General features: G+C 67.7%; 24 protein-coding genes. 1 reads left to right on the top strand and 23 read right to left on the bottom strand.

Annotation, left to right across the window (positions count from 1 at the left end; genetic code table 11):
* Nucleotides 1-72: 72 nt before the first annotated feature.
* The 12 genes from DES44_RS04705 to flgB all read right to left on the bottom strand — a co-directional run bounded on the left by DES44_RS04705 (nt 73) and on the right by flgB (nt 10530).
* A complete protein-coding gene (locus DES44_RS04705; protein WP_147306947.1) occupies nt 73-1275 on the bottom strand; it encodes a hypothetical protein in 1203 nt (400 codons plus the stop codon).
* Nucleotides 1276-1284: 9 nt separating this feature from the next.
* Entirely contained in the window at nt 1285-2169 is an 885-nt protein-coding gene (gene flgL / locus DES44_RS04700) for a flagellar hook-associated protein FlgL (RefSeq protein WP_058935997.1), read from the bottom strand.
* Between the two features lie 14 nt (nt 2170-2183).
* Nucleotides 2184-3551 carry a flagellar hook-associated protein FlgK gene (gene flgK, locus DES44_RS04695; RefSeq protein ID WP_058935998.1) on the bottom strand — a complete coding sequence of 456 codons (1368 nt, stop codon included), beginning with the start codon at nt 3549-3551 and terminating at the stop codon, nt 2184-2186.
* Between the two features lie 71 nt (nt 3552-3622).
* Nucleotides 3623-3961 carry a hypothetical protein gene (locus tag DES44_RS04690; RefSeq protein ID WP_058935999.1) on the bottom strand — a complete coding sequence of 113 codons (339 nt, stop codon included), beginning with the start codon at nt 3959-3961 and terminating at the stop codon, nt 3623-3625.
* A gap of 15 nt (nt 3962-3976) precedes the next feature.
* Nucleotides 3977-5074: a flagellar basal body P-ring protein FlgI gene (locus DES44_RS04685; protein WP_058936000.1), complete on the bottom strand. Its 1098-nt coding sequence runs from the start codon at nt 5072-5074 to the stop codon at nt 3977-3979.
* A gap of 444 nt (nt 5075-5518) precedes the next feature.
* Nucleotides 5519-6184 (bottom strand): flagellar basal body L-ring protein FlgH, encoded by a 666-nt coding sequence (gene flgH, locus DES44_RS04680; RefSeq protein ID WP_058936001.1) that lies wholly within the window; start codon nt 6182-6184, stop codon nt 5519-5521.
* A gap of 2 nt (nt 6185-6186) precedes the next feature.
* Nucleotides 6187-6975: a flagellar basal-body rod protein FlgG gene (flgG, locus tag DES44_RS04675; protein WP_170156601.1), complete on the bottom strand. Its 789-nt coding sequence runs from the start codon at nt 6973-6975 to the stop codon at nt 6187-6189.
* A 28-nt stretch (nt 6976-7003) separates the two neighbouring features.
* Entirely contained in the window at nt 7004-7738 is a 735-nt protein-coding gene (locus DES44_RS04670; RefSeq protein ID WP_058936003.1) for a flagellar basal-body rod protein FlgF, read from the bottom strand.
* Between the two features lie 10 nt (nt 7739-7748).
* The gene (locus DES44_RS04665) at nt 7749-8957 is read right to left on the bottom strand and encodes a flagellar hook protein FlgE (RefSeq protein WP_058936004.1); all 1209 of its coding nucleotides are present in this window, start codon (nt 8955-8957) and stop codon (nt 7749-7751) included.
* An 82-nt stretch (nt 8958-9039) separates the two neighbouring features.
* Nucleotides 9040-9693, bottom strand: coding sequence for a flagellar hook capping FlgD N-terminal domain-containing protein (locus DES44_RS04660; RefSeq protein WP_058936005.1), 654 nt, complete (start codon nt 9691-9693; stop codon nt 9040-9042).
* 24 nt (nt 9694-9717) lie between these two features.
* Nucleotides 9718-10143, bottom strand: coding sequence for a flagellar basal body rod protein FlgC (flgC, locus tag DES44_RS04655; RefSeq protein WP_058936006.1), 426 nt, complete (start codon nt 10141-10143; stop codon nt 9718-9720).
* Between the two features lie 12 nt (nt 10144-10155).
* Nucleotides 10156-10530 carry a flagellar basal body rod protein FlgB gene (flgB, locus tag DES44_RS04650; RefSeq protein ID WP_058936007.1) on the bottom strand — a complete coding sequence of 125 codons (375 nt, stop codon included), beginning with the start codon at nt 10528-10530 and terminating at the stop codon, nt 10156-10158.
* Here flgB and flgA point away from each other — a divergent pair.
* A complete protein-coding gene (gene flgA / locus DES44_RS04645) occupies nt 10529-11233 on the top strand; it encodes a flagellar basal body P-ring formation chaperone FlgA (protein ID WP_170156600.1) in 705 nt (234 codons plus the stop codon). The two genes, flgB and flgA, sit on opposite strands and share 2 nt — an antisense overlap.
* Before the next feature lie 74 nt (nt 11234-11307).
* On the opposite strand, the gene DES44_RS04640 is transcribed toward flgA, so the two are convergent.
* Genes DES44_RS04640 through fliD form a run of 11 tightly spaced genes read right to left on the bottom strand, consistent with a single transcriptional unit; the run spans nt 11308 to nt 19665 of the window.
* Nucleotides 11308-12243, bottom strand: coding sequence for a glycoside hydrolase family 73 protein (locus tag DES44_RS04640; protein WP_058936009.1), 936 nt, complete (start codon nt 12241-12243; stop codon nt 11308-11310).
* Nucleotides 12230-12697, bottom strand: coding sequence for a flagellar protein FlgN (locus DES44_RS04635; protein WP_083525746.1), 468 nt, complete (start codon nt 12695-12697; stop codon nt 12230-12232). The genes DES44_RS04640 and DES44_RS04635 overlap by 14 nt, the downstream gene beginning before the upstream one ends.
* A complete protein-coding gene (flgM, locus tag DES44_RS04630) occupies nt 12694-12975 on the bottom strand; it encodes a flagellar biosynthesis anti-sigma factor FlgM (protein WP_058936011.1) in 282 nt (93 codons plus the stop codon). The genes DES44_RS04635 and flgM overlap by 4 nt, the downstream gene beginning before the upstream one ends.
* Before the next feature lie 36 nt (nt 12976-13011).
* A complete protein-coding gene (locus DES44_RS04625; RefSeq protein ID WP_058936012.1) occupies nt 13012-13968 on the bottom strand; it encodes a flagellar motor protein MotB in 957 nt (318 codons plus the stop codon).
* Nucleotides 13958-14896, bottom strand: a complete 939-nt coding sequence (gene motA / locus DES44_RS04620; RefSeq protein WP_058936013.1) for a flagellar motor stator protein MotA — start codon at nt 14894-14896, stop codon at nt 13958-13960. Before motA ends, DES44_RS04625 begins: the two co-directional genes overlap by 11 nt.
* Before the next feature lie 2 nt (nt 14897-14898).
* The gene (locus DES44_RS04615) at nt 14899-15612 is read right to left on the bottom strand and encodes a FliA/WhiG family RNA polymerase sigma factor (protein WP_058936014.1); all 714 of its coding nucleotides are present in this window, start codon (nt 15610-15612) and stop codon (nt 14899-14901) included.
* Nucleotides 15613-15623: 11 nt separating this feature from the next.
* The gene (locus DES44_RS04610) at nt 15624-16100 is read right to left on the bottom strand and encodes a flagellar basal body-associated FliL family protein (RefSeq protein WP_058936015.1); all 477 of its coding nucleotides are present in this window, start codon (nt 16098-16100) and stop codon (nt 15624-15626) included.
* Between the two features lie 31 nt (nt 16101-16131).
* Entirely contained in the window at nt 16132-17559 is a 1428-nt protein-coding gene (locus tag DES44_RS04605; protein ID WP_170156599.1) for a flagellar hook-length control protein FliK, read from the bottom strand.
* Nucleotides 17556-17903 carry a flagellar protein FliT gene (locus DES44_RS04600; protein ID WP_058936017.1) on the bottom strand — a complete coding sequence of 116 codons (348 nt, stop codon included), beginning with the start codon at nt 17901-17903 and terminating at the stop codon, nt 17556-17558. The genes DES44_RS04605 and DES44_RS04600 overlap by 4 nt, the downstream gene beginning before the upstream one ends.
* 11 nt (nt 17904-17914) lie before the next feature.
* On the bottom strand, nt 17915-18301 hold the full coding sequence (gene fliS, locus DES44_RS04595) for a flagellar export chaperone FliS (protein ID WP_058936018.1): 387 nt from the start codon (nt 18299-18301) through the stop codon (nt 17915-17917).
* Nucleotides 18298-19665, bottom strand: a complete 1368-nt coding sequence (fliD, locus tag DES44_RS04590) for a flagellar filament capping protein FliD (RefSeq protein WP_058937517.1) — start codon at nt 19663-19665, stop codon at nt 18298-18300. Before fliD ends, fliS begins: the two co-directional genes overlap by 4 nt.
* Between the last annotated feature and the right edge of the window lie 38 nt (nt 19666-19703).

Genomic DNA, 19703 nt, shown 5'->3' with positions numbered 1-19703 from the left:
TCCAACAGTCCGCTGAAGACGCACACGGTGTGCGCCGCCTACCAGTACAACGATCTGGTGGGCGATCTTTGATCAGCGAGGGTTGAGCAACTGCTGCACGCGCTGACGGTGCAGTCCCTGCACAGCCGGCAGCAGCGCCCCGAGCGACTGGAAGTCCAACGCCTTCATGGTGCTGGTGATGTCGCTGACCAGGTCCTTGGCCTCCTCGACGTTGGTGACCACGGGCTTGGCGGTTTGCTGAAACTGCTGGCCCAGGGTCTGCCGCGCCTGCGCCAGCCGCGGTTCGGCCTGCAGCAGTTGGCCCAGCGCCTCGCGCTGTCCTTTCACGTCCTGCAGGTTCCAGCGCTGCGGTTGCAGGGCTTCGGGGGCGGGCTCCAGCATGGCGCGCACGGGTTGACCGCTGGGGAAGCGTTTGCCTTCTCCGCGCACCGTGAGGCCGTCCCGAAGCGCGGGCCACTGGGCTTCGGCCATCTGGAACACGATGTCCTGCCCCTGCACCAGCACTTCCAGCCCCGCCGGAGCCAGGGCCTTGGCCAGCACATTCAGCTGTTCCTGGGTGCCTTCCCCCTGCAGCGTCACCGCCAGTTGAACCGGTTTGCTGCTGGTGCCTTCGCCTTGCGGCACGGCTTGGCCGGGCAATTGCAGGCGCAGGGTTTCCCGACCGCCTTGCTGCAGCACGGCCAGGTCCAGGCCGCGCAACTTGAAGCGCTGGCGGGCGCTGGCATCCGGTCCTTCGGCGGCCTGCAGCTGGGCATCCACCCGTCCGCCTGCGGCTTCGGCGCGCTGCGACCACAGTTGGCGCAGCTGCTCCACTTGCTGGTTCAGGGAGTCTGAGGGGGCACTACGCCGCGCCAGCGTGTCGCTCAGCCCGTGCTTGACCTGCTGGACGGACGAAGCCAGGCGGTCCAGATAGTCCAGCCCTTGCTGCAAGCGCCCCAGGCGTTGCTGCTGACCAGGCTGCCGAGACAGGGGCAACTCGGCATCGGCGCGCAACGCGACGGACGGATCCGTTTCCCCGCGCTCGATCAAGCCGCTTGTGGGCGGTGCAGCAAGCGTCTGCGCGGTTGCGGCCAGCCCTTGCGTCGCAGGACGAAACTCGTTGCCCAGGACCGCGCCGGCCTGGGCGGTGAAGCCGCCCGAACCCGCCAGGGCGCTGGAAGTGGCCGAAGCGCCGGCCACCGCCGTGGCGCCGCTGCCGGCTGCCGAAGCGGTCGCTGTACCGGCAGGTAGGCGAGGCAAGACGGAGGGCGTGGCGGGGGCAAGCAGAGAGGCCATGGCAGCGCGTCAGGAAATGGCGTCGAACAGGCTCAGCGCGCTGACCTTGGCGTAGGCCTTCTGCGTGGCCTGAAGTGCGAGGGTGTAGCTGTTGAGCCGGGTGGCGGCCTCGCCGTAGTCGATCTGGCCGATGTCCAGGGCGGCCTGCTGGTTGGACAGGCTCACCGAGGCATGGTTGTTGTCCAGCGTCTCCAGGATGTTCTGGCGACCGCCGAGCTGACCGATCTTGCCGGAGACCGAATTGAGCGTCTGGTCCAGGGCCGTGATCAGGGCGGTCACGTTGGCGTGGGCGCCTTCGGCGGTCACGCCGGGGGCGGCGAGCTGGCCGGTGAGCGCATTGAGCTGCTGCAGGAAGGCGCCCATGGTCTCCAGCGTCACATTGGCGGGCACGGTCATGTTGTCGGCCACGGCCACCTGCTGCGTCTGGAGGTTGCCCTGGAAGGCATAGGCAGCGTCCACGGTGGGTTGGTCGCTGGCGGTGCCGGAGAACAGATAACGGCCCTCGGCATTCTTGCTGTTGGCCAGGTACAGGAGGCTGTCGTGCAAGGTCTTCATCGACCCGGACATGGCGTTCAAGTCGTCGCCGGTGTTGCCGGCGTCGGCGGCCCAGACCAGCAGGTCGCGGGTGGCTTGCAGGTCGTCCTTGATGCTGTCCAGCGTCACTTCGCTGGTCTTGAGGCGGCTCTTGAGTGCGCCGATGTTGTCCCGGTACTGGGTCAACGATGCTTCCTCGCGGGACAGGCGGGACAGGCGCAGCGTGGCGATGCTGTCGTCGGACGGCTTGAGCACCCGCTGGCCGGAGGCCATTTGCTGCATCACGTGCGTCAGGCCTTCGTTGGCGGCCTGCAGCGCGCTGTTCATGGTCGTGTGGTACTGATTGCTGGCAATGCGCATGGGGGGCTCCCGGATCAACCCAGCATGGCCAGGGTGCTGTCGAACAACTGGTTGGCCACGGCCACGACCTTCATGTTGGCCTGGTACATCTGCTGGTATTGCATCAGGCTGATGGCTTCCTCGTCGGTATTGACGCCGCTGCTGGACTTCCAGTTCTCCTCGGCCTGGTCGCGCACGGTCGTGGCGGTGGTCTGGGACGCCTGGTTCAGGCTGCTGGCCACGCCCAGCTTGCCCACCAGCTGGGTGAACACGTCGCCCAGCACCACATTGCTGGTGCCGATGGCGGCGCCCTTCGTGTCGAAGGTGGTCATGGTCAGCGTCTTGTTCTTGAGGCCGACCAGGGCGGTGAGGTTGCCGCTGTCGCCGCTGACGGTCGGGCTGCTGGAGAACGCCAGATTCGCGGCGGACAGGCCGGTCAGCTTGAGCCGACCGCTGCTGGTGTCGAACAGCGGCTGGCCGGGTGTGGCGGCCGGCGGCGCGAAGCCGGCGGCGAGCTGGGTATTGAAGGCATTGCCCATGCCCAGGGCCAATTCCGAGATGGTGGTGGCCATGGGCGTCAACACCTGCTTCTGCAAATCGGCCAGTCCGCCGAGCTGCCCCCCCAGGCCCGCATCGGCAAAGGTGAACTGGGTGCTGGCGAACACCACTTTGAGCTGATCGGGACCGTCCGTCATCAGCGTGGCAGCATCGGCGCCGACCACCAGCGGTTGTCCGCCCTTGAGCGAGATGCTTTTGGCGCCGTCCGGCGTCGCCACCACCTGCAGGCTGACCAGTTCCGACAGCGACTTGATCTTCTCGTCTCTTGCGTCCTGCAGGCCGGCGTCGTTCACACCGGCGCTGCGGCCGGCGGCGATCTGCTTGTTCAGCAGCGCGATGTCCTGGGTGAGCGTATTGACCTGGCTCACCACGCCGTCGCGCTGCGACGCGATGGCGGTCTGCTGATTGGCAAACAGCTGCTGCAGGCTGTCAAAGCGCTTGACCAGCCCATCGGCAGCGGTGATGACCGCTTCGCGCAGGGGGCCGGACTCTGGCTGCACGCTGGCGGCATTCAGTGCGGCGAAGAACTGGTCGATGCCTTCATTGATATTGGCCGTGTCATCGGACATCACCTGTTCGAGCTGCGTCAAATAGGCCTGCCCGGCCTTGTACTGACCGAGATTGCTGGTGGCCTGCCACAGCTGCAGGTTCTTGTAGCCGTCCGAAAAGCGCAGCAGCGACGACACCTGCACACCGGAGCCGCCCTGGGGCGTCTGCAGCGAGCCCAGCAGCACGCCCTGGCGGGTATAGCCTGGCGTCATCGCATTGGCGACGTTCTGGCTGGTGGCATTCAGGGCAGCCTGGGCGGCCAATGCACCGGTCAGGCCATTCAGGATGATGCTCATGGCGGGTAGTGGGGCAGTTGAAGGAGGAATGACGGGAGTCGGTGCCGATCAACGGGGCTGACCCTGTGATCTCACTGCTCCTTCGGGGAAGGCGACCCGGCGGGGCTGTCACTTAAATGCGGCAACACCTGTTTGAGCATCAGATCGGCGATACCGAAGGCGCGTTGCTGGGCCAGCGCATCGGCCACCAGCCCGTCGGCCAGGTCGAGCATGTCCTGATTGACGCGTTTGCTGTCGGCGCTGTCCTCATCGGCGAGGGCGCGGGTACCGGCGCGCATCTGGCTGATCATCTGCTTGATGAAAAACGCCTCGAACTTCACGGCGGCGTCGGTGGCCTGGGCCTTGACGCGGACCTCCGCATCCGGCTTGGCGTCCAGCGGAATCGGTCCGCTCTGGGGTAGATCAATCATCGCGGCCTCCAACGCTCAAATCACCTGCAACTCGCCTTCGATGGCACCGGCCTGATCCAGGGCCTGAAGGATGGCCATCAAGTCATCCGGATTCGCACCGATGCTGTTGACCATGTCGACGATGGATTGCAGCGACGTCCCGGCGGGCCATCGGAACATGCGTCCGTCACCCTGATCCACCCGCACCTGGGACTGCGGCACCACCTGGGTCTTGCCCTGGCTGAGCGGATTGGGCTGGCTCACCTGCGGCGTTTCGCTGATCACCACTTTCAGGGACCCATGCGACACCGCAGCCGCGCGCACTTTCACGCCGTCCGCGATCACCACCGTCCCAGTGCGGGAGTTGAAGATCACGCGGGGCAAGGCAGCGGCGGCGTCCACGCTCATGCCTTCCAGCCGGGCCACAAAAGCGACTCGTTCCGTGCCGGACAGGGGAGCGCGCACGGTCACGCTGGTGCCGTCCCGCGTCGTTGCCGTCTCCGCCCCAAACCGTTCGTTCACGGCATTCACGATCTTGGTGGCCGTCTCAAAGCTCGGACGCTTCAGATTCAGCACCACTTCCGGTCGCGTACTGAAGTCCGACTCGATCTCCCGCTCGATGCTGGCGCCATTGGGCACCCGGCCTGCGGTCGGCGTATTCACCGTCACGCTGGACCCGCTCTGCCCTTGCGCATTCAGCCCGGTCACCACCAGATTGCCCTGCGCGAGCGCGTACACCTCGCCATCGGCCGCGTGCAACTCGGTCAACAGCAGCGTGCCACCGCGCAAGCTCTTCGCATCCCCGAGTGACGACACCGTCACATCAATAGTCTGCCCACGCCGATAGCCACTCGGAAACACAGCACTCACCATCACAGCGGCTGCATTGCGCGACTTCGCCTCGGTCCGCTCCGGCAGCTTCACCCCGAACTGCTTCAGCAGATTGCCCACCGACTGCCCGGCGAACTTGACCTGCGTGCTGTCCCCGCTGCCATTGAGGCCAACCACCAGGCCGTAGCCCAGCAGCTGGTTTTCGCGCACGCCTTCCACATTCACCAACTGGCGAATGGTTTGAGCGGCCTGGGCGTTGAAGCCGCAGGCCAGCAGGAGCATGCACAACAGAAATTTCTTCATCGCTGCCTCCAGGGGACAGAACGTTATTTCGGCATTCAGATCAACGTGGCCCAATTGCTTCATCGGCGCTGTGTCATGGGCCTTTGCACCGGGGACGCTCCACCGCTGGTGCGATGGGCAAGGTCCCTTGGTCTTGATGGGGAAGAGGTTTGCAAGCTCTTCCGCGTGAACGGACCACTGCGGTCGTTCTAGGTTCCTCTGCACTCGCAGATTGCCTCTCTCGAAACGCAGCATCAACAGCTTGGGGACTGCGAACCGTGCACTCTCTCACCAATGTCAAAGAAGCATTTGTCTTGAACGACCGCGGTGGTGGTGATGGGAGGGGATTGGGCCCCTTTTTTCGGAAGTTAAGGAAGGAATGGCCCGCGAAGCGGGACAGGAGGGACATGGAGAAAAAAGGGGCCCAATTCCCTCCCATTGCGCTCCACCTCACGCCCACCACCGTCAAATCGGCGCCCAAGGCGAGACGAACCACCTCGACAGCCAGCCCGGCGTATTCGCATCCGCCAACGCCCCTCTCCCGCTGTAGAGGATCCTCGCATTCGCCACCCGCTGCGACGACACCCGGTTCTCGCTGTCCACGTCGGCGGGCCGCACATACCCCGCCACTCGCACGAGTTCTTCGCCTTGATTGAGCGTGAGGCTCTTCTCCCCCGCCACGCGCAGCAACCCGTTCCCCATGACTTCCTGGACCACGACCGTGATGGCCCCCTGAAGTGTGTTCTGCTGCGAGCTCGCCGCGCTCCCGTTGAATGCACGCTCCGCCCCCAAACCATACGCACGGGTTTTGCCATTCAGGTCGAGATTCATGCCTGCGCTGCTGTCCTTCCCCATCTGCGTATCGGCCTTCTTCGACGCCTGCGTGGCCTCTTCCAGCACGACGGTCAGCACATCCCCAGAGCGAAACGCGCGCGTGTCGGCGATGAGGCTTGCGCTGCGCCCGGCCACGAACACCCCGCCGCCGGCAGGACGTGGCGTTGCCGCGATCGGCAGGGGCACGGTCCCGGGATCGTTGCTGGGCCACTGCGGCGGCGCCATGGCGCTGCAAGCGGACAGCAACGCCAGCACGACACCAGCCCCCCCGACAGTGAGTGCACGAGCGGCCTTCATGATCAGCGCGCCGCCTGAGCCAACACCTGAAGCATGTTGTCCGCTGCGGACAGCACCTTCGTATTCATTTCATAGGTGCGCTGAGCGGCGATCATGTCCACCATCTCCTCCACCACCTGCACATTGGACCCTTCCAGCGACCCTTGCTTCAGCGTCCCCAGCCCGTTCTCCCCGGGCACGCCCTCGGTCGGATTCCCACTGGCCACCGACTCCTGGAACAGGTTGTCCCCGAGCGCCATCAACCCCGCCGGATTCAGGAAATTCGTCAACCGCAACTGCCCCAACTCCGTCGGCGTCGCACTGCCGGCCACACGCGCCGTCACCACCCCGTTCTCGCCGATGGTGATGGCCGTCGCATTCGCCGGCACCGTGATCTCCGGCTGAATCCGCAGCCCATGTGCATTCACCAGCCGCCCGTCCGCATTGATCTGCAACTGCCCGGCCCGCGTATAGGCGGCACGACCATCCGGCCCTTCCACCTGCAGGAAGCCATTGCCCACAATCGCCACATCCAGGCTTTGCCCGGTGGCCTGCAGACTCCCATTGGTGAACACCTTCTGCGTCCCCACCAGCCGCGTCCCGTTCCCCAGCTGCACGCCGGTCGGCGCGGCCGTGCCGTCCTCCGCCTGCGCGCCCGGCTGACGCTCCACCTGATAGAACAGATCTTCGAACATCACCCGGTCGCGCTTGAAGCCCACCGTGTTCACGTTCGCGAGGTTGTTGGCAATCGCCTGCAGCTTGGCGTCCTGCGCCTGCACGCCGGTCTTGCTGATCCACATGGCTGGGTTCATGGTGCACTCCTTGGCTTGATTGGGGTCGTCATTCGCGCATCAGACGGTTGCCGGTATCGGCCATTCCGTCCGTCGCCTTGTACAGCCGCATCTGCAGCTCGAAATCGCGGGCGAGATTCATGGTCGCCACCATCTCCTCCACCGCCGACACATTGCTCGACTCGAGCTTGCCGGCCGCCACCTTCACCGACGGATCACTCACCGGGGCATTGCCGCTGCGCGGCACCAGCAGCCCGGCCTCGTTCTTCGTCAGCGTGGCGAAGTCCGGCTTGACCAGCTTGAGCTTGTCCACCGGCTGCATCTCCGTCGCACCGCCGCTGAGGATGGACACCGTCCCATCGGACAGGATCTCCAGCCGGTCATGCGGCGGCAGCACGATCGGTCCGCCCTCCCCCATCACCGCATGCCGCCCCAGCATCAGCCGGCCTTCGGCATCCAGCGTGAAGGTGCCGGCGCGGGTGTAGGCCTCGCGGCCGTCGGGTCCGTCCTGCGCCACCGCGAACAGACCATCGCCCTGCACCGCCAGGTCCAGCTCACGGCCGGTCTCGCGCTGGCTGCCCGCCTTGGCGCTGATCACGTCCGAGCGTTCCTGGGCCAGATGGCGGGCGTCGTAGCCGTAGCCTTTCACCTGCGCGGCACTGGCCTGCTCCAGATTGGCCCGGAAACCAGCCGTCTCCAGATTGGCCAGATTGTTGGCATGCACGGCCTGGGCGCGCTGGATGCGCTCCGCGCCGCTCATCACGGTGTAGATCAGGGCGTCCATCGCTGCGTCCTTACACGGCCTGCATCAGGGCCTGCATCACATCGTTCTCGGTGGAGATCACCTTGGTGTTGGCCTGGTAGTTGCGCTGCGCGCTCATCAGGCTCACCAGCTCACCGGTGATGTCCACATTCGACTGCTCCAGCGATCCCGACGCCAGCTTGCCCGCCGTGCCGGCACCCGGCCGCGAATACAGTGCCACGCCGCTGGTCTGGCTGGACGACCAGCTGGTCTCGCTGATCGGCGTCAGGCCGCTTTCGTTGGCAAAGGTCGCCACCGCCAGCGTGCCCACCGTCTGCTTCTCGCCATTGCTGTAGGTGGCCACCAGCGAGCCGTCCTCGCTGATGCTGGTCCCGGTCAGCGTGCCGGCGGCATAACCGTCGGTGGCATTGGTCAGCGTGGTGGTGTCGCCGGCGAATTGCGTCGTGCCGGTGTAGTCGATGGCCAGGGCGATGGGGGCGGCGCCGTTGGTCGGCGTGGCATTGAGCGTCACCGTCGGCACCGCCGTCAGCTGGCCCTGCGCATTGAAGTTGAGCGTCGCGCCCACGCCGGCCGGGGCCGCGCCGTCGAAGCTGTAATACGCATCGGCCGTGCCGGTGCCGGTTTTGACGAAATACTGCGTCACGCTGTGCTTGGTGCCCAGCGAGTCGTAGATCACCGAGGTCACCGAGCTGTTGTAGGTCAGCGGATCGTCCTTGTTGAACGGCGCGGCAGTGGGCGTGGTCCAGTCGGCGCTGAGGTTGCCGTTGAAGTTCAGCTTCTCGCTGGCCTGCGCCGGAATCTGGCCAGTGGCCACCTTCAGGTCGCCAAAGGCGCCCAGGCCCGCGCCGTCCACTGGCTTGCCGTTGGCATCCAGCACCGCGGCATAGCCCTGCGCCTTGCGGCCCAGGCTGTCGATCACGAAGCCGTTCTTGTCCACGCTGAAGATGCCCACGCGGGTGAACACGGTCTGGCCGGCGTCATCCTTCACCGGGAAGAAACCGCGGCCCTGGATCATCGCGTCCATGCCGCGACCGGTGTTGAACAGACCGCCGCCAATGTCGACGCTCTGCGAGGTGGAGCTGGCCTCCACGCCGTTGGCGTGGCTGTCGGCATACATGGCCGAGAAGTTGGTGCGGCTCGACTTGAAGCCATAGGTGCCGGAATTGGCGATGTTGTTGCTGATGGTCTCCAGGCTGGCGTTGACCGCGTTGATGCCGGAGCGTGCGATTTCGAAACTCATGAGGGCCTCCGTGGGACTGTGAAGCGGACTGCTGGGATGAAAGGCGGGGATCGGTCAGGACAAGGGCGGTGCGACCGGTGGGTCAGTTGCCGCTGCGTCCCTTGAATTGCGTGATGGCCTGGCTGGTGACTTCCCCCACCCCGGCCAGTTGCAGCATGACGTTGCCGTCGGCGGACAGGCGCACGCCGTCCAGCCGGGCCAGTGTCTCCACCGTCACGCTCTGCTTGTTCTGGGTCTCGACGGCCACGCTGTAGCTGCCGTTGGCCAGGCCCAGCTTGGCCGGGTCCAGGGTGTAGGACTGCTCGCCGCGGCTCATCGAGCCCAGGTCCACCCGCTGCGCGCGACCGTCGCTGCCGGTGACCACCAGCGTGTTGGCCGTGCTGGACGAATCCAGGTTGAAGCGCAGCTCCACCGGCTGGCCGGACAGCGACACCGACGACACCGCCGCCTGCAGCGTCGATCCGACCTGCGCGCCCAAGGTCATCAGCTGCAGGCTGGCCAGCATGCTGGTGTTGGTCTGGCCTTGCGAGGTCAGCTGCTGCATGGACTCGACCTGGCTGAGCTGCGTCAGCTGGCTGACGAACTGCGACGGATCCTGCGGGGACAGCGGGTCCTGGTTCTTGATCTGTGCGACCAGCAGCGTGGTGAACAGGCTGCTCAGCTCCCCATTGCCGGCAATGCTGTTGCCGCTGGTGGAAGAACTGCTGCTGGTGGTGTTGGTGACGGCGGTGCTCATGGGGGCTCCGTGACAAAGGGGGGATCAGCTTTCGCCCAGGCGCAGCAGGGACTGCTGCATGGACTTCACCCGGGACAGCACTTCGACATTGGTCTCGAAGGCCCGTGACGCCGACAACATGTCGGTCATCTCCGCCACCGGATTCACATTCGGATAGAAGACCTCGCCGTTCTCATTGGCCAGCGGGTTCTCCGGTTCATAGGCCTTGCGCAGCGGCTCCTGGCTCTCCACCACATCCAGCACCTGCACGCGAGCGCCGGCCAGTTGCTGGTCGCCCAGGCCCTCGCGGGCCGCCAGGGCGGCAAACACCGGCTTGCGGGCGTGATAGGTGCTGGTCTCGCTGCCGGCGGCCGACTGCGCGTTGGCCAGGTTGCTGGCAATGGTGTTGAGCCGCACCGTCTGGGCGGACATCGCCGAACCGGCAATCTGGCTGATCTGCTTGAAGGACATGGCTGTACTCCGTTATTGACCGTCGATGGCCTTGGCCAGGCCCTTGAGCTTCATCTGGACAAAGGTCAGGCTGGTCTGGAAATCCAGGGCGTTCTGGGCGAAGGACGCCTGCTCCACGCCCAGCTCGACGGTGTTGCCGTCCTGCGAGGGGTGGTAGGGGACGCGGTACAGCAGGTCCTGCCCGCTGGTGTCCAGCGGCAGTTCCTCGGCGAATCCATCGCCGCCGCCGAGGGCGGAGGTCAGGGACGCGGCAAAATCAAGGTCCCGCGCCTGATACCCTGGCGTGCTGACGTTGGCGATATTGGAGGCCAGCACCTTGGTCCGCTCCGCCCGCAGGCGCAGCGCGTCGTCGTGCACACCGGCCGCCTTGCTGAAATCGATGCTCATGCGAGTTCCCCTTCTTTTCGTTGGCCTGCTGGCCTCAATGACAGGCGCCCTGGCGGCATTGCCGGCGGCCACCGCCGACCTGGACAGCCAGGTGGTGGAGACCGCCCGCCGTGCGCTGCTGGACCAGGCCGACCAGGCCGGCCTGCTGGCCGCGGAAGTGCAGTTGACCCAGCCCTCGCCGCGCGCCCGGCCCGCCTGCCCGGCCGGCTGGGACATTGCCCTGCAGGACAGCCGCAGCCTCAGCCGCATCCGCCTGGTGGCCCGCTGCGTGGACGACAGCGCCAAGGTGCCGCCGCAGGACTACCTGCTGCGCGCCACGCTTAGCGCGGAGGTGCTGGTGATGACCCAGTCGGTCAACACCGGTCAAGCCGTCGGCGAGGCGGACGTGCAACTGCAGCGCCGCGACATCAGCCAGACCCTTGATGCCTTGTCCACCCTGGACACGGGCCTGGCCGCTCGCACCAGCCTGCGCCCGGGCCAGGTGCTGCAAAAGCGCCTGCTGGTGGCGGCAGTCATCGTGCGACGCGGCGACGCGGTCCGCATCCTGGCCAGCCGTGACGGCGTGCGCGTGGAAGGCCAGGGCGAGGCACTGGACAGCGGTGCCCGCCAGGCGGTGATCCGGGTGCGCAACCTCAACAGCGGCCGCATCATCCAGGCACGGGTGCTGGAGACGGGACTGGTGGAGCCGGCCGAGCTGCGCTGAAGCGTCGCGGGCTGGCGTGCCTGCTGCAGCGATCACCGGGACGCTCACATGGACGGCGTCGACGGAATGACCGCTCATGGCGCGCCTCCTTCGGTGCGAGCCGTGGGTCCCGTCGCCGAAGCGGTCGCCGGACCGGTCGCTGCACGGGCTGCCGGATGGGGCGCCGACGGGGCAGTCACACGCGCCGCCACAGCGGCCAGCTTGTCTGCATAGGCCGGATCAGTGGCATAACCGCCGCGTTGGAGCGCCTGACCATAGGCGCGAGCGTCCGCACCCGTGCCCAGCGCCGCCTGGTAACGCGGGCTGCCGCCGATCAGGCTGGCCAGATCCTGGAAGGACTGCGCCGGCGAGGCGTAGGCCCGGAAGCTGGCCTCGCGCGACACGGCCTGCCCCGCCTCCACCTCGGTGGTGGACGCCACCGTCACCTCACCCGACCAGCCGCTGCCAGCCTTGATGCCAAAGAAGTTGTGGCTGCTGCTGCCGTCGCCGCGACGGATCGGCGAGCGGCCCCATCCGGTTTCCAGCGCCGCCTGGGCCGTGAGCACTTCCGGCGCCACACCCAGACGGTCCGCAGCCTGCCGGGCCAGCGGCAACACCTCGTTCACGAAGGCCTGCTGCTGCGCGGGCGTCGCTGCGGGGACGCCGCCCACGCCGGCTGCTCGCAGTGCGGAGGTCGCGACCGTCTCGTCCAGCAATGCAGAGCCGCCGGCCAGCCCGCCGAGCATCGCGCCCTTCAGGTCACCGCTCGAGGCTGGCCCTGCGAGCAATTGCTGCCGACGCCAGGCACCTTCCGGCGACAGACTGCCGCCGCCTTCGCTGCCCTGTTCGATGTAGCGCGTCACCTCGCGCTGAAGCTGCTGATAGAGCGCTCCAAAGCGCGGCGTGTCCGCACCGGCCGACGTCATCGGCGTCGCTCCCACCGCCATGCGCACGGCACCCGACGACGCGCCGCCGCCGCGCACCGACGGCAAGGCGGGAAACTCGCCGGCGTTCAGATCAGCGCTGCGCATACACATGCTCCTCACGCCCCATCAGCTGCTGCATCAGGGCCTGCTGCTCGGTGATCAGCTGGCAGTTGCGCAGGTTGAGCGTCTTGCAGGCCGTCAGGGCCTGTTCCAGCGCCCGCCACAACACGGCAATCGGCTGGGCCGCGCTGGCCGGCAAACGCTGCAGCAGCGTGCGCACCGACGGCTCCACCGCACTGCCCAGCAGCGACACCAGCAGGTCCCGGCGACGAGCCCGCTGCACATCCAGCGTGGCCACCTGGGTCAGGATGCGCGCGGAGAGCTCGCTCATCTGGTCGGCGTCGTGCTTGAGTGCCGCATTGAATTGCTGATTCAGCAGCTCCCGCAGGTCGTCATAAGCGGCCAGGTCCTGCCGCAGGCCGTCGGTGAGCTGCCGCAGCATCACTGCCGCGGGGCTGTCGGCGCCCGGCCGCACCATCGACGACATCACCGCGCTCATGCCCGGCCTCCGTGGAAACGCTGGATCAGCTGGGCCAGCCGGTTCGCGTCGAACCGGATCTCGCCATTGGCCAGCGCATCGCGCAGCGCCGCGACCTTCACCTCATCCACTTCCGGCATCGCGGCCAACGCCGCCTGCGCGGGCTTGAGCGCATCGGATTCCAGCGCCGCCGCCTGCATCGCCGGGCTGGCGCCCTGCGGGCCCGCGACCGGGGTCTCGGCCGACACGCCGCCGGCGCCCGTCACCGGATTCAAGGGGCCGTTGCTTGTGACTCTCATGCGATCACCTTTGGACTTGGTTTTCATGGCTGCTCCTCACCGCGCCGCCGTTGGCGCGTGCGAGAAGCCGCGGACCTGTTCGGCGGGGTCCACCGGCGTGCGCGTCCAGTCGCCAGGGCCGTACATGCCGGCGATGGCGCGGGACTGGGCGCTGGTGAGCAGCATCAGTTCGATACGGCGGTTCACCGGGGACTTGGGATCGTTCGTGTCCAGCGGCGCCGCATCGGCCATGCCGCTGACCTGCAGCACCGACGCTTCGGGCATGCCGCCCAGCAGCAGCTCATGCCGCGCCGCCATGGCGCGGTGGCTGGACAGGGCCCAGTTGGTGAAGGCGCCGGGGGCCTTGTCCTGGTAGGCGGTGGCATCGGTGTGGCCGACGATCAGCACCTGGTTGCGCACCTCCGCCAGCAGCGGGCCCAGCTTGCGCAGCAGCGCCCGCAGCCGCGGCGACGGCAGCGCGCTGCCGCGCTCGAACATGCCGCTGGACTCGGTGTCATGCAGCTGAAGCCGCAGGCCCTGCGCGGTGACGGCGGTGCGCAGATGGCCTTCCAGCCCCTCTTCCGCCGCCAGCCCCGCAATGCGGCGTGCCAGCGCCTGCAGTTGCTCCGGCGACTCCAGGCTGGGCTTGCCCACGCGGGCGTCGGACGGTCCATGGGTCGGGTCGCCCGGATTCGGATCTTCACTGCGCGAGGGCACCGGATTGCGCTCGATCATGCTGCCGCGCGACCCGGCGGCCAGCGAATTGGTCAGGCCCTGGCCGTCCTCGATCAGGTTGGCGCCGGCGTTTTGCAGCACCACCTGCATGCGTTCGGAATTGCGCGAGGCCAGCAGCCACAGCACCAGGAACAGGCACAGCAGCGCCAGGCAGAAGTCGGCAAACGCGACCTTCCAGGCGCCGCCATGGCCTTCGTCCTCATGTTTGCGCGAGACCCGCTTGACGACCGTCTGATGGTCGCCGCGCGCGGGCTTGAGGCTGACGACTTCAGGCTGCACGGCGCTCCCCTTCCGGTGCGCGGTCGCTGGCGCGGCGGCGCGGCGTGCTGCTGTCGGCGCCGTCCTGCTTGCCGTTGAGCGCGTCGATCCACGACTCCAGCTGCACGAAGGTCGGCTTGATGTTGAGCTGCACCAGGCGGCGGCCGGCATCGATGGCCAGCAGCGGCGGCTTGCCCGCCACGTGGGTCACCAGCACCACCTTGACCGATTCCAGCGAAGCCAGCTCTTCATGCACCAGCTGCTTCATCATGTTGGAGATGGGGTCCAGCACGCCGTAGCAGAAGAAGATGCCGATGAAGGTACCGACCATGGCGGCGGCCACCATGACGGCGATCTCGCCGGTGCTGGCGCCTTCCGCCACGTTGTTCATGGCCATGACGATGCCCAGCACCGCTGCCAGGATGCCGAAGCCCGGCATGGCCTCGGCAATCTTGTGCAGCGAGCGGGACGGCTGCGTCAGCTCTTCCTGGATGGCATCGAGCTCCTGCTCCAGCACGCCTTCCAGCTCATGCGCGCTGATCTTGCCCATGGCCATCAGGCGGAAGTTGTCCACGATGAAGTGCAGCAGCTTGGGGTCGTTCAGGATCAGCGGATAACGCTGGAACAGCGGGCTCTGCTGCGGGGCTTCCACGTGGGCGTCCAGGGCCTTGAGCCCGCCGGAGGCCGCCTGCAGCAGCTCGTACATCAGCAGCAGCAGTTGGCGCTGGAACTCCTGGCCGTGGTGGTCGCGCTTGACCAGCTTCTTGAGCTGCCACAGCATCTCCGACAGCACATGGCGCGGGTTGCCCAGCACGATGGCGCCGACAGCGGCCCCCACGATGATCAGCAGCTCCACCGGCTGCCAGATGACCCTGAAGCTGCCGCCATGCAGCATGAAGCCGCCGAAAACACAGCCCAGGACGATGAGAATTCCGACAAAGGGTTGCACGATCAGCCTCGCTGGAGATGGGCGCGCATCTTGGCGAGTGCGGCCTTGTTGATCTGGGACACACGGGCCTCGGTGAGATCGAGCACGGCGGCGATCTCCTTGAGGCTGGCGTCGAATTCGTAATAGAGCTGGATGACCTTCTGCTCCCGCTCATTCAGCGCGGACAGCGCCTGGGCGATGGAGCGCGTCACCATCAGCTGTGCTTCCGGGCTGCGCTGCTCGCTGGGCAGTTGGGCCAGGTCTTCCACCAGTTCGTCGAAGCTGGCCAGCTCCTCCGCCACCTCGGCCTGCAGGAACTCCTGGTAGGCCTGCGGGCTCAGCTTCAGGTGCTGCAGGATCTCGGCCTCGGTCGGCTCGCGGCCCAGCGTGCGGGTGAGCGCCCGCAGGGCATCGCGCTGCTTGTGGCTGTCCTGACGGACGGTGCGCGGACGCCAGTCCTGCCGGCGCAGTTCATCCAGGATGGCGCCGCGCACCCGCAGCGCCGCGAAGCTGCCGAATCCGGCATCCGGCGGGCCGTAGCGGCGCAGCGCTTCCAGCAGGCCCATCAGGCCGATCTGCTCCATGTCTTCCCGGTCCATCACCGCGCTGGCCTGCGCCGAGAGTTGACGCACCACTCGCTTGACCAGGGGCGCGTACTCGCGCAGCGCGCGCTGCTCGATCTCGGCGCTCAGGCCCGCGGAGGCAACGGCTCCCCATTCGGCGTAGGCGTGTTGCATGGTGCTCGGCCTTATTCGATGATCAGCTTGCCGATCAGGGCTTCGGCGAACGGGGGCTCGCGACGCTCTGCGGCATAACTGGCCTGGTAGGCCTTGTTCAGCAGCAGCGCGAAGTCCTCCACGCTCATGGCCGAGGCGCTTTCCACCGTGTGCACCGACAGCGCCTTCACCGCCACCGTGCGCAGCAGCGGCAGATGTTCCTTGGTGCGCTTCTCCTGCTCGGGCAAGGCCTTGAAGACGATGTCCACCGCCATGTAGTGCGACACCGCCGAGCCATTCGGGCCGCGCAGCATCACCAGCACCTTGTCCAGCGTCACGTACTTGTAGTCCGGTGCCGGCTTGACCTCTTCCTTGGGCGCTTCGGCCTTGGCGTCCCCGGCGGGATGGGCGCGATGCGACTGCATCCACCACACGGCCGCCCCGGCCCCGCCAGCGGCCAGCAGGGCCACGCCTGCGATGACGGCGACGAGTTTGGATTTGGTGTTCATCCTGGTGTTCTCCTGATGCGGGGGCCGGGCCTCAGACCTGCGCCTGGGCCTGGCCGGCCAGTGCGTCGCCAAAGGCTCCGGCGGCGCCGCGTGCGTCGTCCGTCAGGGCGCGGCCGGGCTGACGCTGGGCGTCGCGCGGCTGGCCCTGGCCCGTCTGGCCTTGCCCCGCCTGGCCGCCCGCTGCGCCGTCGCGGCCCCGGCCATCGCCGGCCGCCTGGGCACCGCTGGCCACCTGCACCGACACGTCGCCGGTGTGGCGCTGGACCAGGTCCTGACGCAGCGGCTCGGCGATCTGGCGCAGTTGCTGGCGGACTTCGTCGTGGGTGGCGCTGAGTTGCACCTGCAAGGCGCCGCCCTGCTGGCGGATGTCGATCTCGATGCGGCCCAGCTGCGGCGGCATCAGATGCAGGCGGGCCTGCTCGCTGCGCTGCACGGCCTGCAATTGCAGACGGTCGCCCAGCGCCTGCATCAGGCTGCTGCGCCAGTCCTGGCGTTGGTCCGGCAGTGTGAGGGTGTGATCGCTGACGCTGCGGGCCGACGCGGGTGTTGGCCACAGCGCGGCGCTGGACGCGTCCATCATCGCGGCGCTCCAGCGCTGCAGGCCGGCCCAGGCGGAGGTGTCGGTGCTGGTCGATGCATCGGCGGCGCGGATCGCAGGGGTGTCCGCGAACCGTTCATCGGCGGTCTGGGCCTTGAGACTCAGCAGCTGCGCAGCATCGGCGGCCACGGCGCCGGACAGCAGGGCTGACGCGCCGGCGCCGGCTTCGTTGTTGCCAGAGGCCGGGGCTGCGTTGGCGCTTGCGCCTTGGCCGTTCAGGAAGGCCGCTGCAGCCGGGCCCAGTGCGGGGGCCGGCGGCATGACCGTGGGCAGCAAGGTCGGCAGCAGCCAGGCCGAAAGGGCCGCGTTGCTGGAGGGGTCCTGCGCAGCATCGGCAGCATCGCTGCTGCCTTCCACGTCGGATGGCGCCGCCGCGTTCGTGCCATCGGCGGCCAGCGTGTCCGCCAGGGCCGTTACAGCCGAACTCGCCGGTGCGGTGCCGTCCAGCAAGGACGCCACGGCTTGCGCAAGTGCTTCCTGGGCACTGGGGTCGGCGGCCGCTGAAGGAATGGGCAGCGCTGCTGGCGGCGGCGCCTGCTCGGCCTGGGCCGATGAGGCCACGGGCACGTCGCTGCCCACAGGGCTCGTCTCATGCGTCTGCGTGCGGGCGGCGCCGCGCGCTGCATCGCTGTCGCGGTCTTCACTCACAGCGCGGCGCTGCTGCGCCATCGCCTCCGAGAACCCGCGCCGCGTCTCGCGAGCGGTGTCGGCCTCGCGGTCCGCACGCAGCGCGCGTTCGGGCTGCACCTCGCGGGCGGTTTCACGGAGGGTCTCGCGAGCGGGGGGCACACGGCTGAGATCAGCCGCCGCACCACGTCCGGCCGTTGCCTGCGCCACTGCAAATGGGGTCATCGTGTTCATGCCTTGGCCTCCGTGCCCCAGTCCTGACTTTCCGCGTAGGCGGACCATCCGCCCCGCTGCTCCTGCATCTGCGCCAGCGTCTGCCGCACATGCTCAAGCTCATGGCTGCAATCGCTGCGCACCTGCTCATGCACGGCCTGCAGTTCACGCAGCGCCTTGCGTTCGCTCATGTCCAGCCGCTTCCCGTCCAGGCGCGCCAGGAACTGCGCCAGCTCCGCATCGATGCTGGCCAGCGCCGCCCAATGACCGCTGGCGGCCGCTTCCCGCAGGCGCTCGCCCAGGGACAGCAGACGGCCGGTGACCGGCACGGCCTGGGTGGTGGGGACGGGAACCGGGATGGGCATGGCCGTCTTTCTCATGCGTGACGGGCCATCACGCCCTGCCAGCCGCCGCGGATCTGGCCCAGCAGGCGCTGCACCTCGTCCACCACTGCCGGGTTCATTTCCACGCCGGCCCGGTACAGCCGGTCGGCGCAGTAGTCGTACAGACGGGCCAGGTTGTGCACCACCTCGCCGCCCGCTTCCAGGTCCAGGGCGCTGGAGAGCCCGTTGATGATGCTCACGCACTTGTCCAGGCTGGCGGCCTTCAGCTCGAAGCGCCGGGCTTCGATGTGGGCGCGTGCGCGGGCCAGTTCATCCAGCAGGCCGTCCATCAGCACCAGCACCAGCTGGAGCGGGGAGGCTTGGGCAGTCTGAGCATGCAGGTGAACAGCCTGGTAGCTCTGGTAGGCGTCGTAGCTCATGAGGCGGATGCGCTGATGGAATCGAACAGGCTGCCGGTATCCGCCAGCTGCGACTGCAGGTTCTGCAGTGCGGTGAACTGCTGGAGGTAGCGGTTGTAGGCCTGGGTGTATTGGCTGTCGAGACGGGTCTGGCGGTCGCTCAGGCTCTTCTGCTGGGCGGTGACGGTGGCCTGGCGAGACTTGATCTGGCCGGTGCCGGTGTCGGTCCACACGTCCAGTGCCTTGTCGAAAGCGCCGAGCAAGCCCGACGGCGCGGACAGCGCGGCCGACCCCAAAACGTCGTCCAGGGCGGTCGGCTGCGCGGTCAGGGCCTTGGTCAGCTTGGCGCTGTCCAGGCTCAGCTGGCCGTAGCGGTCGATGCTGACGCCCAGCGTGCGCAGGTTGGAGCCGCCGTAGTCGGCCCGCAGCAGACCGGACAGGCGGTCGCGCAGCGCCCGCACGCCGGCGTCGGACGCGAAGGTGCCGGACGCGGTGGTGCCGCTGCCCACGGCCGTCAGGTCGCTCAGGGCCTTGGACAGCGAGTTGTACGCATCCACGAAGGTCTGCAGCTTGCCGGCGGTGGCGCTGTCGTCGCGGGAGACGGTGAGCGTGGTCGGCGCGTCGCCAGTGGCCTGGGCCTTCTTCAGCGTCACCGTGACGCCGTCGATGGCCGTCAGCGTATTGGTCGATTGCTGCAGCCGCACGCCGGCGCCCTGCGCGCCCAGCCAGACCACGGCGTCCTGCGCCGCCACCAGTTGCTTCTGTTTGGTGGTGTCGTCCAGGGCCGTCTTGAGCGGGCCGCTCAGGCCGGACGTGTCCAGGGTGATCTTGCCGCCCGCGCCGCTGACGCCGGAGGTCAGCAGCAACTGCGTGGCGCCGCCCACCGTCACCACCATGGCGGTGGCCTGGCCGTTGGCGGCGGTGTTGATCGCGCGGGCGATCTCGGATTGGGACAGCGTGCCGTCACCGTCCGAATCGGCGCTGGCCAGGTCGACATTGAAACCGCTGCCGTTGGCCAATTGCACCGACATGCTGCCCGGGCCCGCCGGCACCGCGGGCAGGTCCTGGAAGGCCACCTGATGGGTGGTGGCCAGTTGCTCCACGAACAGCGGCGTGCTGGTGGCCTGGGCCTTGCCGGTGGCCGTGGCGGTCAGCACGCTGCTGTCGCTGGCCGTGGCGCTGTACTGGGTGAGCGTCTTGCCGGTCGTGGACGACAGGCCGGACAGGGCCGTGTTGAACGTGCTCAGCACGCTCTGCAGCTTGGTCAGGCCGGTCGAAGTCGCCTGGGCCGCCTTGGTCTGCGCGGTGATCAGGCTCTGCGCCGACTGGGTGTAGGCGGTGGCCAGGTTGGTGGCCATGGTGGTGGGGTCGAAACTGGTCGTCATGTCAGGCACCTCCAAGGGGGTCGATGGGACTTCCCTGG

Source organism: Roseateles depolymerans (assembly GCF_003387155.1).
Taxonomy (GTDB): domain Bacteria; phylum Pseudomonadota; class Gammaproteobacteria; order Burkholderiales; family Burkholderiaceae_C; genus Roseateles; species Roseateles depolymerans.
The sequence above is the reverse complement of the archived record's forward strand: the minus strand, read 5'-3'. Positions and strand labels throughout refer to the sequence as shown.